The organism is Acinetobacter sp. FDAARGOS_494, from assembly GCF_003812225.1.
Lineage (GTDB): Bacteria > Pseudomonadota > Gammaproteobacteria > Pseudomonadales > Moraxellaceae > Acinetobacter > Acinetobacter baumannii.
On the sequence record NZ_CP033866.1, the window covers coordinates 717,127 to 733,588 of the forward strand.

General features: G+C 39.3%; 17 protein-coding genes. 12 read left to right on the forward strand and 5 right to left on the reverse strand.

Annotation, left to right across the window (positions count from 1 at the left end; genetic code table 11):
• The first annotated feature begins 9 nt into the window (after nucleotides 1–9).
• From EG365_RS03640 to EG365_RS03655, 4 genes are all read left to right on the forward strand, one after another.
• Nucleotides 10–426 (forward strand): hypothetical protein, encoded by a 417-nt coding sequence (locus EG365_RS03640; RefSeq protein ID WP_000771345.1) that lies wholly within the window; start codon nucleotides 10–12, stop codon nucleotides 424–426.
• Nucleotides 427–516: 90 nt separating this feature from the next.
• Nucleotides 517–1,203: a diphthine--ammonia ligase gene (locus EG365_RS03645; protein WP_001157856.1), complete on the forward strand. Its 687-nt coding sequence runs from the start codon at nucleotides 517–519 to the stop codon at nucleotides 1,201–1,203.
• Nucleotides 1,204–1,220: 17 nt separating this feature from the next.
• Nucleotides 1,221–1,682 carry a peroxiredoxin gene (locus EG365_RS03650; RefSeq protein ID WP_001293530.1) on the forward strand — a complete coding sequence of 154 codons (462 nt, stop codon included), beginning with the start codon at nucleotides 1,221–1,223 and terminating at the stop codon, nucleotides 1,680–1,682.
• Between the two features lie 121 nt (nucleotides 1,683–1,803).
• On the forward strand, nucleotides 1,804–2,373 hold the full coding sequence (locus tag EG365_RS03655; protein ID WP_001050703.1) for a CAP domain-containing protein: 570 nt from the start codon (nucleotides 1,804–1,806) through the stop codon (nucleotides 2,371–2,373).
• A 70-nt stretch (nucleotides 2,374–2,443) separates the two neighbouring features.
• On the opposite strand, the gene EG365_RS03660 is transcribed toward EG365_RS03655, so the two are convergent.
• Nucleotides 2,444–3,034, reverse strand: a complete 591-nt coding sequence (locus EG365_RS03660) for a nicotinate-nicotinamide nucleotide adenylyltransferase (RefSeq protein ID WP_162304011.1) — start codon at nucleotides 3,032–3,034, stop codon at nucleotides 2,444–2,446.
• Between the two features lie 109 nt (nucleotides 3,035–3,143).
• Between EG365_RS03660 and EG365_RS03665 the strand changes: the two genes are divergently transcribed.
• Nucleotides 3,144–3,944 (forward strand): enoyl-CoA hydratase-related protein, encoded by an 801-nt coding sequence (locus EG365_RS03665; RefSeq protein WP_000175542.1) that lies wholly within the window; start codon nucleotides 3,144–3,146, stop codon nucleotides 3,942–3,944.
• Here the strand turns inward: EG365_RS03665 and EG365_RS03670 are convergent.
• From EG365_RS03670 to purL, 4 genes are all read right to left on the reverse strand, one after another.
• The gene (locus EG365_RS03670; RefSeq protein ID WP_000916029.1) at nucleotides 3,941–4,258 is read right to left on the reverse strand and encodes an NIF3 1; all 318 of its coding nucleotides are present in this window, start codon (nucleotides 4,256–4,258) and stop codon (nucleotides 3,941–3,943) included. The genes EG365_RS03665 and EG365_RS03670 overlap by 4 nt on opposite strands.
• A gap of 68 nt (nucleotides 4,259–4,326) precedes the next feature.
• The gene (locus EG365_RS19540) at nucleotides 4,327–4,452 is read right to left on the reverse strand and encodes a KGW motif small protein (protein ID WP_000977276.1); all 126 of its coding nucleotides are present in this window, start codon (nucleotides 4,450–4,452) and stop codon (nucleotides 4,327–4,329) included.
• Nucleotides 4,453–4,653: 201 nt separating this feature from the next.
• Nucleotides 4,654–5,859: a multidrug effflux MFS transporter gene (locus EG365_RS03675; RefSeq protein ID WP_000836944.1), complete on the reverse strand. Its 1,206-nt coding sequence runs from the start codon at nucleotides 5,857–5,859 to the stop codon at nucleotides 4,654–4,656.
• A gap of 82 nt (nucleotides 5,860–5,941) precedes the next feature.
• On the reverse strand, nucleotides 5,942–9,775 hold the full coding sequence (gene purL, locus EG365_RS03680; protein WP_000471068.1) for a phosphoribosylformylglycinamidine synthase: 3,834 nt from the start codon (nucleotides 9,773–9,775) through the stop codon (nucleotides 5,942–5,944).
• A 309-nt stretch (nucleotides 9,776–10,084) separates the two neighbouring features.
• On the opposite strand from purL, the gene EG365_RS03685 reads away from it, so the two are divergent.
• From EG365_RS03685 to tolR, 7 genes are all read left to right on the forward strand, one after another.
• The gene (locus tag EG365_RS03685; protein ID WP_000437078.1) at nucleotides 10,085–11,425 is read left to right on the forward strand and encodes a deoxyguanosinetriphosphate triphosphohydrolase; all 1,341 of its coding nucleotides are present in this window, start codon (nucleotides 10,085–10,087) and stop codon (nucleotides 11,423–11,425) included.
• A 91-nt stretch (nucleotides 11,426–11,516) separates the two neighbouring features.
• Nucleotides 11,517–12,116 carry a Holliday junction branch migration protein RuvA gene (gene ruvA / locus EG365_RS03690; protein ID WP_000578663.1) on the forward strand — a complete coding sequence of 200 codons (600 nt, stop codon included), beginning with the start codon at nucleotides 11,517–11,519 and terminating at the stop codon, nucleotides 12,114–12,116.
• Nucleotides 12,117–12,124: 8 nt separating this feature from the next.
• Nucleotides 12,125–13,129 carry a Holliday junction branch migration DNA helicase RuvB gene (gene ruvB, locus EG365_RS03695; protein ID WP_001154002.1) on the forward strand — a complete coding sequence of 335 codons (1,005 nt, stop codon included), beginning with the start codon at nucleotides 12,125–12,127 and terminating at the stop codon, nucleotides 13,127–13,129.
• 205 nt (nucleotides 13,130–13,334) lie between these two features.
• Nucleotides 13,335–14,669 (forward strand): M20 family metallopeptidase, encoded by a 1,335-nt coding sequence (locus EG365_RS03700; RefSeq protein WP_000276834.1) that lies wholly within the window; start codon nucleotides 13,335–13,337, stop codon nucleotides 14,667–14,669.
• 210 nt (nucleotides 14,670–14,879) lie between these two features.
• Nucleotides 14,880–15,287 carry a tol-pal system-associated acyl-CoA thioesterase gene (ybgC, locus tag EG365_RS03705; protein ID WP_001273591.1) on the forward strand — a complete coding sequence of 136 codons (408 nt, stop codon included), beginning with the start codon at nucleotides 14,880–14,882 and terminating at the stop codon, nucleotides 15,285–15,287.
• Nucleotides 15,288–15,310: 23 nt separating this feature from the next.
• Complete coding sequence (gene tolQ / locus EG365_RS03710; RefSeq protein ID WP_000224630.1) at nucleotides 15,311–16,009, forward strand: protein TolQ; 699 nt, start codon at nucleotides 15,311–15,313, stop codon at nucleotides 16,007–16,009.
• Entirely contained in the window at nucleotides 16,009–16,461 is a 453-nt protein-coding gene (gene tolR, locus EG365_RS03715; protein WP_001007562.1) for a protein TolR, read from the forward strand. The genes tolQ and tolR overlap by 1 nt, the downstream gene beginning before the upstream one ends.
• Nucleotide 16,462: the final 1 nt, after the last annotated feature.

Genomic DNA, 16,462 nt, shown 5'->3' on the forward strand with positions numbered 1-16,462 from the left:
GTAAAATTTATGAAGTTGTTAAAATCAAATCTTATTCTTTCATCTTTATTCTCAGCAGCTGCACTTATGGCTGGTTCAGCTCAAGCAGCTGAAAACCCAGTTCAAGCAGCATATAAAAGCACTAACGTTAAAGGTGCATTAATCAACGTTTGTAAAGACCAAACTGCAAAAGGCGGTAAATTAAGTTCAGCTGAAGTAAGCAAATTCTGTAGCTGCCAAGTTGAAGCGCAAGGTAAAGTGACTGAAGCACAAAAATGGGAAATTCAAAGCGCAATCAATGCGAAGAAAAGCCCAAGCTCTTTAGCTTTTGTACAACAGCAAAACCGTGACCTTAAAGCATGTTTCGGTCCTCAGTTAACAACTAAGCTTGAGAAATTAACTGAAGAAGCAATGAAAGCAGCTCAACAACAAGCTCCTAAAAAATAAGCTTTTGTTGCTCCAAATTAAGCCTGCATTTATGCAGGCTTTTTTATAGCTCTGTTAAAATGACACCGATCTCTTCATTCGAAATAAGTCATGCAAGAACAATGGAAAACTAACGCACATAACAGACCGTCAATTGTCTCCTTTAGTGGAGGTAAAGATAGCTCTCTTGCACTTTATCATGCCATGCAAACTGGTAACGTAATTGGTTTAATCGTTATGCTAGAAGAGCAAGGACAACGCTCCCGTTCACATGCAATGCCACTTGATATTATTCGGGCGCAAGCACAAGCAATTGGCTTACCTGTATTTATGGCATCTTCTAGCTGGAATGACTATGAAAATAAATTCATCAACTTATTAAATGAAGCCAAACAAAAAGGTGCTGAGGTACTGGTTACAGGTGATTTAGATATGCCGGAACATGGTTGTTGGCATGATCGCGTTACTCAAACAGTGGGCCTTACATTAGGAATGCCGCTCTGGCTACGCCCCCATCGTGAAGTTGTTGAAGAATTTATTCAACTTGGATTTCAGAGTGTAGTTGTGACTGTAAACCTTAAACTCGGAATGAAGGTGGAAGATTTAGGTCAAGTGTTATCGTTAGAATATATACAGGAACTTGAAAACCGTGGAATTGATCCATGTGGAGAAGGCGGTGAATTTCATACCACTGTGATTGATGGTCCAATTTTTAACAAAGCTATTCCTGTAAGAAAGCTCGATATTGTTTATCATGAAGAATATGCTTTTTTACCACTTGAATTAGATCAAATTTAACTTTTAAAGGATAAGAAATGTCTGAGAATATTCAACTGCCAAATCAGGTTTTCCCAACCACACACGGCGAAGTTAATTTGGCTGAAGTCGATAATGAATGGCTGATTATTTACTTCTACCCTAAAGACTCAACGCCAGGCTGTACTACACAAGCTGTCGGTTTTTCTTGTTTAAAAGATCAGTTTGATGCTTTAGGTGCTCGTATTTACGGTGTTTCGCGCGACTCAGTGAAAGCCCACCAAAACTTTACAGAAAAGCAGGCGCTAACGATCGATTTAATTAGTGACAAAGAAGAAGTACTTTGCAAACACTTTGATGTGATTAAAGAAAAGAATATGTATGGGAAAAAAGTAATGGGGATCGAACGCTCTACTTTTATTTTCCATAATAAAACCTTAGTTAAAAGTTACCGTAAGGTAAAAGCGGCCGGCCATGCTGAACAGGTTTTAGAAGATTTAAAAGCATTACAAACAGCTTAATAAGCTTGAGTAACAAAAAAGCGAGTTGAATACTCGCTTTTTTACACGCACATAAATTGCTCAGCCATTTTAATTTGGCGTATGATAAAAATATTAAAATAACTCGAACTCAGGCATTGCTATGAATCTACTAAAAGTTTGTACTTTATTGCCTTGTAGCCTTGTTATTGCTGCCTGCTCCGTTAATTCATCAAGCACTCCTCCTACACTGAGCTCTTCTACACCACAAGTTCAAAAATCATCGATAGAAATAAGCTGCCAAGATTTACAAAATCCTGCTTACCGACAAGCTGTGCTTAATGCAATTAATGAAATTCGACAACATCCTCGTCAATGTGGTCAGCAGTATTTTTCTGCAGCTAAACCTTTAAGCTGGAATAATAATTTATATCAAGGTGCAAGTGCTCATTCTAAAGATATGGCAAATAACAACTTTCTTGGGCATGTTGGCTCAACAGGTTTAGATTTAAGAGCGAGATTGAAAAAATATCATATGCTGAGTAAAGCCAATGGTGAGAATGTCGCGAGTGGACAAAAAACTTTAAATGAGGTCATGGCTAAATGGATCGCCAGTCCTCTGCATTGCAGTAATATTATGAACCCTAGATATACCGAATATGCCATTGCATGTGCTTCTGACCAGTCTGCTAAACAAAAAAGCTATTGGACACAACAATTTGCAGGTTTTTAAAGTAGACTCAAAAAAGCATCAAAAAATTCAATCTACTTTTAAAAACCAGAGATTCTTTAGTTAGATCGACTCATTCTTTATGAGACGACACGTTTTCCTCAATATTTGAATGGTCTGCCTGTAAAAACTTTTGCTGTAGCTGTAAATATAACGGTGTATTTTGGAATTCTTCCAAAAATTGAATGGTGCCTTTGGGAAATGCATCCGTTTTAATTTTGCCCTGATAGTAGGCTTCACGCATTGGAGTGGCAGAAATCGAATCTTTTAAGCTATCAAGTTCGACCATCACCCATTCTGGAAATAGTCGTAAATAATAAGATGACTCATCCTTGAAATGGCCAATCAAACCAACTTTTGAGTTCGGTTCTATTACACCATTTACTAATGATTTAACCTGTTTTACCCACTTCTCATCATTATAAACATCAACCACATGTACAAAACGAATGCGCTTTTGCTCATCTAATGAAAAATTAGATAAAATCATTTGTTCTCGTTCAATTGCAAGAAACGGATTTTTTATATTACGTTCCATTTGGGCAGAACCTAAAGCCAAAATCACATAGCGACTTTGTTGCAGTGCAATTTCAATCGTTTGCATATGTGCCAAATGAAATGGCTGAAAACGACCTATAAAAACGAGATAGTCAAATGTATACATAATTAGTTTTTCACTTTTTATGAACTCACCAGTTACGCTCATTACAAAAAATATGCGCCATAATGAGAACCTAAAAATCAACAACGTGGTTTAAAGCAAGGATAGTACGATGACACTTAGCTGTATTCAACAACCTCATCAACATTTACAAGCAAATTTAGAAGGTGGCGTACTCACCTTAGCCATAAATCGCCCAGAAGCAAAAAATGCATTATATGGCGAACTTTACTTATGGATTGCCAAAGCACTTGATGAAGCCGACCAAAATAAAGATGTACGAGTAATCATTCTACGTGGTGCCGAACATGACTTTACCGCTGGTAATGACATGAAAGATTTTATGGGTTTTGTACAAAATCCGAATGCTGGTCCAGCAGGTCAAGTTCCTCCATTTGTACTCCTTAAATCTGCTGCCAGATTATCGAAGCCGCTTATTATTGCAGTAAAAGGCGTGGCAATTGGTATTGGTGTCACGATTTTATTACAGGCAGACCTCGTTTTTGCCGACAATACGGCCCTCTTTCAAATTCCTTTTGTTAGCCTTGGGCTTTCTCCTGAAGGTGGTGCAAGTCAATTATTGGTTAAACAAGCTGGTTATCACAAAGCAGCTGAACTACTGTTTACTGCCAAAAAGTTCAATGCAGAAACTGCTGTACAAGCTGGTTTAGTTAATGAAATCGTTGAAGATGCTTATGCCACTGCTCAGGCAACTGCCCAACACTTAACAGCTTTACCGCTTGCTTCATTAAAACAAACCAAAGCATTAATGAAACATGATTTAGATCAGATTATTGAATGTATTGACCATGAAGCAGAAATCTTTATGCAACGCGTTCAATCACCAGAAATGCTAGAAGCTGTGCAGGCATTTATGCAAAAACGTAAACCGGACTTTTCACAGTTTAATTAAAAATCAACTTCTATGATTTGAATAAACTCAAAGGCAGGCTCTTCGTAAGGATGGCTTGCCTTTAATGCTTTTGCCACTGCACTTGCCTTTTCTTCAAGCACAATCGTTTCAACACGCCATTCGTCAACTTGCTCAAGTTCACCTAGCTCTCCTATATAAGGGTCAGCTCCTTTAACTGGCTTGAATTGCCCTATTCCTTTAACTTGCCAAGCACATTGTTCATAGTTCCCTATCCCACCTGCTCCGGCCGCAAATATAGACTGTTTAGTCGACTCAAGATGTGACTCAGGTACGTAATAAATCAGCTTTAACATGAATAGAATGACTCAAAACTAGTAAATTTGCTTTAAATCATACCCTTTAAGAAGACTCCGAATCAAAGTCAGCTCATCATTGCTAAATAATTTGCTCCAATAAAAAGTATTTGTATGGCAAGCGCCAAGCCAAATAAGCGCCAACCTTTATCTCTTGTGTACATCGTTCTTATATGATTTTTGTTTTTCATCATTTTGATCTCCGATTTTTATCGTTGTTACAGAGAAAGCAAAAATTGAACCAACAGCAATCCAAGCATAAGGGGGTTAAATATACTTATGTCTATACTCTTATAGATTTTCTTAAAGTACTTAAAAAACGTATTTTCTTACCTTTACTTTAAGTTTAAAGAAAATTTTTCTAATTCAGTGAGCTATCATTATTCTGGATCATTTTAAACATTCGATTTCTTTAAATATCTGTTCTCATATACTGTCATCATAAATGCTAAACCACATAAAATGACAAAACCGCAAGTCATTGGAATTAGTGTGCCGTTATATAATTGCCCAATAATAGAGGCAAGAATAAGCGACAATACGGACGAAGCTGCACCAATAATAGCTGATGCCATACCAGCTACATGTCCCATAGGTTCCATTGCAATCGCGTTTAAATTACCAAATAAAGTTCCAAATAATAAAAATAAAATACAGGCATAAAGCATAAACATCCAAAATGCTACAGTCACACCTATAAGTTGAATCCCTAAGAAAATTAATGAAATTAAGCACAAACCGAGAAAGCCATAAATACAGATTGGACGCATACCAAACTTCATGACAATTTTAGAATTGGTAAATGAAGCAATGCCCATTACACCAGCAAGCACAGCAAAATAAGCACTAAACTCTTGCCCTGTTTTACCAAACTGCTGCATAAAAATTTGCTGAGAAGTACCTAAGTAACCAATAAATCCACCAAAGCAAAAGCCTGCACATAACAAATAGCTCATGGTGGTCTTATTACTTACAACTTCTTTGAACCCATCTTGAAATGCTTGTAACCGCATAGGTAAACGATTTTCAGGAAGTAACGTCTCTTCTAATCGTAAAGCGACCCACGCTCCAACGACAGTTGCATAGATCATGTATAAAACAAAAATATCACGCCAACCAAAGAAGTGAATAATGAGTTGTCCCAGACTTGGTGCAATCGCTGGAGCGACCATAAATACCATCATGATTAAGGACATAATACGGGCCATCTGAGCACCGCTGTATTTATCTCGCACAATGGAAATTGAGGCGACATAAGGACCTGAAACCCCAATACCCTGAATAAAGCGACCTACTAAAAACCATTCAAAACTTTGTGTGGTAAAGCACAATAAACTTCCCAAAAAGTAGATGATAATACCGGTAAATAAAATACGTTTTCGTCCAATCGCATCGGAAAGTGGTCCTGCAATCAACTGCCCTATTGTCATGCCGGAGAAAATACCAATAATGACCCACTGGGTCTGATTATTATTCTTTAATTCAAAAACTCGTCCAACCTCACCTAAAGCAGGCAACACTGCATCTATCGAAAAAGACACGATAGACATGAGTAATGCCATCAAAAGTGCAAACTCACGGAAATGGATTTTTGACTTCATTTTTCTTCTCTACTATTTATTCTACTTACATTGTACTACATACAAATAAGCCACCTTACGGTGGCTTATTTCAATTTTTATATTAACCAATAAACTTACGTGCGTTACGGAACATACGTAACCAAGCACCGTCTTCAGTCCACTCTTCTGGTTTCCAAGAATGCTGGATAGCACGGAAAGTACGCTCAGGGTGCGGCATCATAATCGTTGCACGACCATCTTTAGACGTTACGCCCGTAATCGCTTCCGGTGAACCATTTGGGTTCAATGGATAATGTTGAGTCGGGTTACCGTGGCCGTCAACATAACGCAATGCAACCTGATTCGCTGCATTTAAGCTTGCAATATCAGCTTCGCTAGCAACTGCACGGCCTTCACCATGTGCTACTGCAATCGGTAAAATCGAACCTTCCATACCATCAAGTAATACAGAAACTGATTTTTCAACACGAACGTTTACGCTACGTGCTTCAAAAACTTCTGACATATTGCGGTGGAAACGTGGCCAGTGTTCAGCACCCGGAATAAGTGGCGCTAATTGTGACAACATTTGGCAACCATTACAGATACCTAAGCTAAATGTACCTTCACGATGGAAGAATTGTTCAAACTGATCACGTAACTTCGCATTGAACAGAACTGATTTTGCCCAGCCACCGCCTGCACCCATTACGTCACCGTAAGAGAAACCGCCACAAGTCACTAAACCTTCGAAATCACTTAGGCTCACACGACCAGCAAGTAAGTCGCTCATGTGTACGTCAATTGTGTTAAAGCCAACTTTATCGAAAGCTGCTGCCATTTCAATATGACCATTTACACCCTGCTCACGCAAGATTGCCATATTCGGACGACGGCTATTAATAAACGGTGCTTCGATAGGTTCATTTAAGTCAAATGTAGGTTTTGCAATTAAACCCTGATGTGATTTATCAGTAATTAAAGCAAATTCTTGGTCAGCAGTTTCAACGTTATCACGTAAACGTTGGATCTGATGAGATACTTCAGACCAAGCCTGTTGTAACTCTGCACGCTCTAAAGTTAAGCCATTTACAAATAATTGATCAGTATTATTTACGCGACCAACTACTGCAATTGCATCTTTTAAGCTAGAAGCAGCAACTTCTGCTTGTAAAGCTTCCCAATCAGCCGCTTTGATTTGAACCAGGGCACCAATTTCTTCTGCAAATAAACCAGCAGTAGTCTGATCTTCTAATGCTACACCTAAACGCGAAGCGAACATCATTTCAGCTACAGTTGCGAGTAAACCACCATCACCGATGTCATGGTAAGCCTGAATCAAGCCACGGTTATTCCAGTCTTGAATTAAAGCAAAGAACGCTTTGAAGTCATCAAAACTATCAACATCTGGAGTGACTGAACCAATTGCTTTATATACTTGCGCAAGAATCGAACCACCTAAACGGAATTGTCCTTTAGATAAATCAATACGGACAAGTACTGAGTCTTCTAAATTCTTAAGTTCAGGTGTTAAAGTCTTACGAACATCAGCTACTGGAGCAAATGCAGTAATTACACCAGTCATTGGAGATGTTACAGCTTTATCTTCACCGTTATCATTCCAAGTCGTACGCATTGAAAGTGAGTCTTTACCTACAGGAATCGCAATTCCCAAAGCAGGACACATTTCCATACCAATCGCTTTCACACCTTCAAACAATGCTTGGTCTTCACCTTTTTGACCAGCAGCAGCCATCCAGTTTGCAGAAAGTTTGATATCGCTAATTTGTTCAATGTTTGCACATGCAATATTGGTAATTGCTTCAGCAACTGCCAAGCGAGCAGACGCTGCTGGATTTAACAATGCAACTGGTGGACGTTCACCCATTGCCATTGCTTCACCAGTGAAGCCTTGTAGGCTTGTAGTCGTTACTGCTGCATCTGCAACAGGAATCTGCCAACGACCAACCATTTGGTCACGTGCAACCATACCTGTAATTGAACGGTCACCAATGGTGATCAAGAATGATTTAGACGCAACTGTAGGATTTTTCAATACACGGAAAATCGCATCTTTCAAATCAACTTTTGAAGCGTCAAATTCGTTGCCTTTACGTTCAATTGTTTCATAAGAACGTTGCATACGCGGTGTACCACCAAGCATCACTTGCATTGGGATATCAACTGCGTTGTTTTGGAACAATGGATCTTCAACAGTTAAGTGACGAGCTTCAGTTGCTTCACCTAACACGGCAAATGGACAACGTTCACGAGCACAGATTGATTCGAACTGTTCTAAAGACTCTGGACGAATTGCAAGAACATAACGCTCTTGTGCTTCATTTGACCAGATTTCCATTGGGCTCATGCCCGGCTCTAATGAAGGAATCTTACGAAGGTTAAGAACTGCACCTAACTCATGATCGTTTACAAGCTCAGGCATTGCATTTGATAAACCACCAGCACCTACGTCATGAATAGACACGATTGGGTTGAAGTCTTCTAAACGCCAGCAAGTATCAATCACTTCCTGACAACGGCGTTCCATTTCTGGGTTTTCACGTTGTACAGATGCGAAATCAAGGCTTTCACCCATTGTACCGCTGTCTACAGAAGAGGCTGCGCCACCACCAAGACCGATTAACATCGCAGGGCCACCCAATACAATGAGCAAGTCACCCGGTTGAATCGCATCTTTTTCTACATGGTCAGGACGAATGTTACCGTAACCACCCGCGATCATGATTGGCTTATGGAAGCCCTTCACTTCACCATTTACGTTTTGTTCGAAAGTACGGAAATAGCCATTTAATGCAGGACGGCCGAATTCATTGTTAAATGCCGCGCCACCTAATGGACCTTCAATCATAATTTGTAATGGCGATGCCATACGTGAAGGTTTACCGTAGTTTTCTTCCCAAGGTTGTTCAAAACCAGGAATATTTAAGTTAGAAACTGTAAAGCCTGTTAAACCTGCTTTCGGTTTACCACCACGACCAGTTGCACCTTCATCACGGATTTCACCGCCTGAACCTGTTGCTGCACCAGCAAATGGAGAAATTGCCGTTGGATGGTTGTGAGTTTCAACCTTCATTAAAATGTGAGCAGCTTGGCTCTTATATTTGTAAACAAAATGACCGTTTTCATCTGCTTTCGGATAAAAACGCATCGTGTCATAACCAACAATTACAGATGCGTTATCTTTATATGCTGATAACACGTCAGTTGGAGATTCTTTATAAGTGTTTTTAATCATTTGGAACAATGATAATGGTTGTTTTTCACCATCAATTGTCCATTCAGAACCGAAGATTTTATGACGACAGTGTTCAGAGTTTGCTTGTGCAAACATCATCAACTCGATGTCATTTGGGTTACGACCAAGTCGAGTAAATGCTTCAGTTAAATAATCAATTTCTTGTTCAGATAACGCAAAACCAAATTCGTTGTTGGCTTTTACTAATGCTTCTTTACCTTGACCTAAAATATCAATTGAATTTAAAGGTTTTGGTGCTGTTTCTGAAAACAGTGCTTTTGCATCTTCAATTTGTGCAAAAACAGTTTCAGTCATACGGTCATGAAGTACTTGTTTTACTTCATTAGAAATTTCAGAAACACCTTTTAAGGTAAATAAAAGACCACGTTCTAAACGGTGAACTGGAGTATTACAGTTTTTGAAAATGTCAGTCGCTTTAGATGACCAAGGTGAAATCGTACCCACACGTGGTGTTACTAAAATCTGAATCTCATCACTTGCAGGTTGACGAAGTTCAAAAGACTCACCGTCATTTAATAATTGCAAAGCAGATTGATGTTGCTGCTCGTTGAGCGCTTGATCAAACAAATAGACCCATTGGCTGTCAAAAGATTGAACAGAACTAATTGACGATAAACGTGTTAATAGTTGAGCTTTCTTAAAAGAAGAATGTGCTGCTGCACCGGCCACGATAAACATGTTGATTTTGGCTCCACGGGCAGGTCTTGTGAACCTTACCGCAATGTGACTTTAGAGAGAGCGCATATTCTACTGTGTCTTGCTAAAATCAGCTAGATGTAGAATCAGTATTCTGTAACCTAATTCTGCAAGAAGTGATGTGTTTTTTGTTCAAAATCATTTTTTTAATCATTCTCGCTCAAAATAAATTGTTTCATGTTTATTCAATAACATAATAAAACCTGAACTAAGACAAACTATGTCGCACCAAGCTAGTGCTTTTAGCATTTTTTTGGCATGATCAGGCTTTATAGTTTTGAATAATGATAAATGGAACAAATGCGTTGGTTAGAACTGCTGTCTGCAGTTCGTTTAGGTAGTAAAAAAAGCAGTACAGAGCTGGCTCGAAGCCCATTTCATAAAGATTATGACCGCATTATATTTTCACAAAGTTTTCGTCAGTTAAACCGCAAGACTCAAGTTCATCCTTTAGCACAGCATGATGGCATTCATACCCGTTTAACTCACTCGCTTGAAGTTTCCTGTATTGGCCGTTCCATGGGCATGCTGGCAGCCGAAAAAATTAAAGATGAATTGCCTGTCTGGATTTCTCCCGCCGATGTCGGCGCAATTATTCAAGCGGCCTGCCTTGCTCATGATATTGGCAACCCACCCTTCGGGCATGCAGGTGAATATGCAATTCGTGAATGGTTTGACGATGCCTCACATAATGATTTTTTAAAAAAATTAACTCCCGAAGAAGAAGCCGATGTCCGTCAGTTTGAAGGCAACGCCCAAGGATTACGCCTATTAACCCGTATTGACTATCATCCAGATGATGGAGGCATGCGTTTAACTTACGCAACCTTAGGCGCTTATTTAAAATATCCTTGGCTTTCAAAAACAATCGCGTCTCAAGGTGATCGTCCATCACACCAACGAGCGAAATTTGGTTGTTATCAATCTGAAAAAGAAATTTTAAAACAAATTGCTGAGCAGCTCGGACTTATTCAATTAGGTGAATATCACTACTGCCGTCATCCACTTACCTATTTGTTAGAAGCTGCCGATGATATTTGCTATGCCCTCATCGATTTAGAAGATGGCATTATTCTAAATATGCTGAATTACCAAGAGGTTGAACCAATTTTTCTCAACTTGATTGCAGATTATGGCCAACCTGAAGAGCTATCACTTCCAAGCAGTACATGGCAACAAAAAATTTCGGCATTGCGTGGTCGTGTTATGAAGCGTCTGGTTGATGAAGTCACTACAGCTTTTGCCAAACATCATTATGAAATTATTACTGGTCAGCTCAAAGGTAGTCTTTTACAGTACTGTTCGCCTGATATTGCGGCAGGTATTGAAACAGCCAAAAATCTGGCACGTGAAAAAATCTTTGAACACCCACAAAAGTCTGGTTTAGAAATTATTGCTCACCAAAGTTTGCAAACTATTCTTGATGCATTTGTTCCCTTAACGATGCCGCATAAATCTTTAAGCTTTAAAGAACAGCGCTTGATGTCTATTCTTAATTTGTACGGTGCTCGCTTTAGTAATAACCACTACAGCAATATCATGCAGGTACTCGATATTATCAGTAAGTTTTCAGATCATCAGGCTTATAGCTTGGCTCAAGAGCTACAAGGTAATAAAATCGGCTTGTTTTAAGCTGCCTTAATATAGAAAGAAATACAGCTAGTGTCGTTTTAATACATTTAGAACGACCAGATTTACAGTTATGAATAAGTGAAATTACGCTATGATCGGATGTTTAATTGGCGAAGTGTTTGCCCTAGAAGCCCCAACTGTCTTACTGAATGTAAATGGTGTGGGCTATGAAATTGATACACCGCTTTCAACATTTTGCCAATTACAAAAAGGCCAGAAAGTTACGTTATGGACGCATTTGGTCGTCCGTGAAGATGCTCAGCAGCTTTATGGTTTTAGTGATGCTCAAGAGAAAACTATTTTCCGCACCTTACTAAAAGTAAATGGTGTTGGCCCGAAAATGGCACTAGGTATTCTTTCTACGTTAAGTGTTGAATTGCTGGTACACACAATTGAACATGACGATGTGAATACTTTGGTCAAAGTTCCGGGTGTAGGCAAAAAAACGGCTGAACGTTTAATGATTGAACTTCGTGACCGTTTTAAAACTTTGGCACAAGGAACTTCTAGCGCTGCGGCCCTGCCTCAGATTCAATTTGTTTCGAACTCACCTGTTGCAGAAGCAGAAGCAGCCTTACAGTCACTAGGTTATAAACCTCTTGAGGCACAAAAAGCTGTTGCGGCGGTTAAAGCCGATTACACTGAATCAGCCGATATTATTCGTGCTGCACTTAAATCAATGATGAAGTAAACACACCTATGCAAGACCGTCTAATCAGTGGAACAGAAAAACCTGAAGATCATTTTGATCGGGCTATTCGACCGACTTCACTTGCCGATTATATCGGGCAACCAGTCGTACGCGAGCAAATGGAAATTTTCATCGGTGCGGCTCGTGGTCGTGGTGAAGCACTCGATCACACACTGATTTTCGGTCCACCGGGCTTAGGAAAAACCACGCTTGCCAATATTATTGCGCGTGAAATGGGTGGCAATCTCAAATCCACTTCAGGGCCTGTTTTAGAGCGTGCGGGTGATTTGGCTGCAATGCTGACTAACCTTGAAGAAGGCGATGTTTTATTTATTGATGAAATTCACCGTCTTTCACCAGTGATTGAAGAAATTCTTTATCCGGCAATGGAAGATTACCAACTTGATATCATGATTGGTGAAGGTCCTGCTGCTCGTTCAATTAAACTCGATTTACCACCTTTTACGCTCGTTGCTGCGACCACACGTGCCGGCTTACTCACCTCGCCTCTACGTGACCGTTTCGGTATTGTGCAACGTCTTGAATTCTATTCTGTAGAAGACCTAACTCACATCGTGTCACGATCTGCAAACCTCATGGATGTACCCATTACAGTTGAGGGTGCAGAAGAAGTTGCACGCCGTTCACGCGGAACACCGCGTATTGCCAATCGTTTATTACGCCGTGTACGTGACTATGCACAAGTAAAAGGTACAGGCGAAGTTAACCATGAAATGGCACAACGTGCGCTTGATATGCTTAATGTCGATAAAGCTGGTTTAGATACCTTAGACCGACGTTATTTAAGTATGTTGTTAGAACGTTTTGATGGTGGACCTGCTGGTGTTGAAGCCCTTGCAGCTGCTATGGCTGAAGATAGCGGAACACTTGAAGATGTTATTGAACCTTATTTAATTCAGCAAGGTTATGTTATGCGTACTGCACGAGGTCGCATTGCAACCAACCAATCTTATTTGCAGTTTGGCATGACGCCACCTGAGCCTAAAAACTAATCAAAGGAAGAGAATTTTCTCTTCCTTTTTTTTATTTAACTATTCTTTTTAACTCAAATAAAAATTGTCTTATCAATAAATTAGCCACTCTATACCTTTTAAGTCTTTCGTTATACCTTATTGATTTTTTAATATTTTTAAAAACTGAATTATAAGAAATCTAGATATTAAATCTTCTGAACAATAATATTTTTAGGATAAGGATATGTACAAAAAAGCCGCTTTAATTTTTCCACTTGCCCTAATAAGTCAATTGAGCCTAGCGGATTGGGTAAAAGATGCTACACAACAAAATGAAAATCAGGTCATTCAATTAAGACAACACATCCATGAGTACCCTGAACTAGGCAATATGGAATTTAAAACATCTGCATTGGTTCAAAAAGAATTAAAGTCTTATGGCATTCAAGTCAAAACAGGTTATGCAAAAACAGGGGTAATCGGCATTTTAAAAGGGAATAACCCCGGCCCTATTATTGCGCTTAGAGCAGATATGGATGCGCTACCTATGGAAGAAAAAAGTGGTGTGCCATTTGCTAGTAAACATAAGGCAATTTATCAAGGTAAAGAAACTTATGTGATGCATGCTTGTGGACACGATGCGCACACTGCAATGTTATTAGGTGCAGCAAAGATATTGGCGGCCAATAAAGATAAAATATCAGGCACTGTAGTTTTTGTATTTCAGCCAGCTGAAGAAGGTGGAGCAGATATAGATAACTTCACGCATGGTGATCAAATCGGCTCAAGAAAAATGATTGCGGATGGTGCATTTAAAGACTACAAACCAGAAGCTATTTTTGGCATGCATGTCATGTCCGGCATGAAAAGCGGACATCTATATTATAAAGATGGTGCTATTTTAAACAGTGCCGATCACTTACGTATTCAAGTTAACGGCAAACAGGTTCATGGCTCTACCCCTTGGTTAGGCAGAGATCCAATTTATGCATCAGCTCAAATGATTAATAATTTACAAAGTCTTATTAGCCGAAGAACCGACCTAACCCAAGGTATGGGCGTTATTAGTATTGGCAATATTCAAGGCGGTACAGCTGGAAATGTGATTCCTGAACAGGTCAATATGATCGGTACTATTCGATCCAATAACGAACAGATCCGAGAAAATATCCTAAAGAGCTTACCAACTCTGGTGGAAAATAACGCTCAAGCCAATGATGTAACAGCAAAAGTTGAAATTGCGCCTTATGCTCCAGTAACCATGAATAATAAAGCTCTTACTCAACTTATCCAGCCAACATTAGCCAAAACTGTTGGAGATTCGAATCTTCATGTTTTGGACCATAATGCAAGTGCAAGTGAAGATTTTGCCTATTATGGGAAATTAATGCCCTCTTTCTTCGTTTTCTTAGGAGCAACACCTGAAAATCAGGACTTAAGCCAAGCTGCACCGAATCATAACCCTTCTTTTATAGTAGATGATAAGGCCTTAAAGACAGGAACCGAGCTGCATATAAGATTCGTTTTAGACTATCCAAATATTGCTAAACAAGTTCAGGCTGCATGGAAACAGTCGTAACTTAACAATATGTTCACCATAGAGTGTTCCATTTTAAAGAAGAAAGACAGCAGTCGCGATTGAAAGGTTGTGCCATAGGACTTAGTATGCAATCTGCTAAACTGCCCCGTATTTAAAAGCAGATGTATGGCTTTGGATAGAACTGATATTTTATTCAACAGTCATATTTTAAATATAAAGCTCTATAGTGAACTAAAACGGAATACTCTCATGGCGAATCATTTTGAATTCAACATTCGTGTTTATATTGAAGATACGGACGCAGGTGGTATTGTTTACCATGCCAACCACATTCGCTATATGGAACGTACCCGTACAGAATGGCTCCGCGCTGCTGGCGTTGACCATTACTGGCATCAAAAAGACTACAACTTTGTAGTATATAAAATTGACGTAAAATATATGCGTCCTATTTTAATGGATGACTTAATTACTGTTACAGCACGTGTAGTTTCATGTAAAGCTGCGTCATTTGTGTTGCAACAAAATATTTATCGTGGTGAAATCTTGCTTGCTTCTGGTGAGGTTGAGTTGGCATGTTTAAGTAAAGATCTAATGCCACGTCGTCTTCCGGAAGAAATACGTGATCTTATTCGTAAAGAATTGGAACAAGACTAAAAAAACAACCGGCATATGTAACTATGGCAACAAACATTGAATCAACCCTGCATATTTCTGACCTTATTTTACAAGCAAGTCCAGTCGTCCAGTTGGTCATGCTGATTTTATTGTTAGCATCAATTTTTAGTTGGTACCTGATTGCCAAGTTACATATGAGTTATAAAAAAGCACGCCAAGATGATGAACATTTCCAAAAAATGTTCTGGTCTGGTGCTGAACTCAATACGCTTTACAACAACGCACAACTCAATTCAAAACGCTCAGGCCTTGAAGATATCTTTTATCAAGGATTAAGTGAGTTTTTTAAACTCAAAAAACGCCAAGCTCCTACCTCACAAATGATCGAAGGAACAGAACGTATTTTACGTGTAGGTTTAAGTCGTGATCAGGGTAGTCTGGAATATGGTTTAGGTACTTTAGCAAGTATCGGTTCGGTTGCCCCATATATCGGTTTATTCGGTACTGTTTGGGGAATCATGAATGCTTTTATTGGTTTGGCTGCTGTTGACCAAGTGACGTTAGCGACAGTTGCGCCAGGTATTGCCGAGGCCCTTATTGCAACTGCAATTGGTCTATTTGCTGCAATTCCTGCGGTATTGGCTTTTAACCACTTTACGGCTAAAAGCGAAAGTGTCTACTCTGATCGTGCATTATTTGCCGAAGAGATGATTGCTTTATTGCAACGTCAATCTGTGGGTTCGTCACAGGAAGATGCATAATGGCCATTCAACGTTCAGGGCGCTTTGAGCGCATAAAAAAACCATTAAAAAGTGACATGAACGTCGTGCCTTATATCGATGTAATGCTGGTACTTTTAGTGATTTTCATGGTGACTGCTCCCATGATTACCAGTGGTATTAAAGTCGATTTACCTCAGGCAAATAATCATCCAATTGAATCAAAAGATATGCCAGCCATGGTCACGATTGGTAAAGATGGCAATATTTATCTTCAATATGAAGATTACAAAGATAATGAGCCACTTTCTCTTGAAAAACTTGAGTCTGTTTTAAGTGAAGCACAAAAACAAGCTGAGCAGGAAAATAAACAACTTACAGTTTTAGTGAATGGTGATAAGACCCGCCCTTATGGAGAAGTCGTATCATTGATGGCAAGTTTACAAGAAGCAGGTTTAACTCAAGTTGGCCTTCTGACAGAGCCTTTAAAATAAG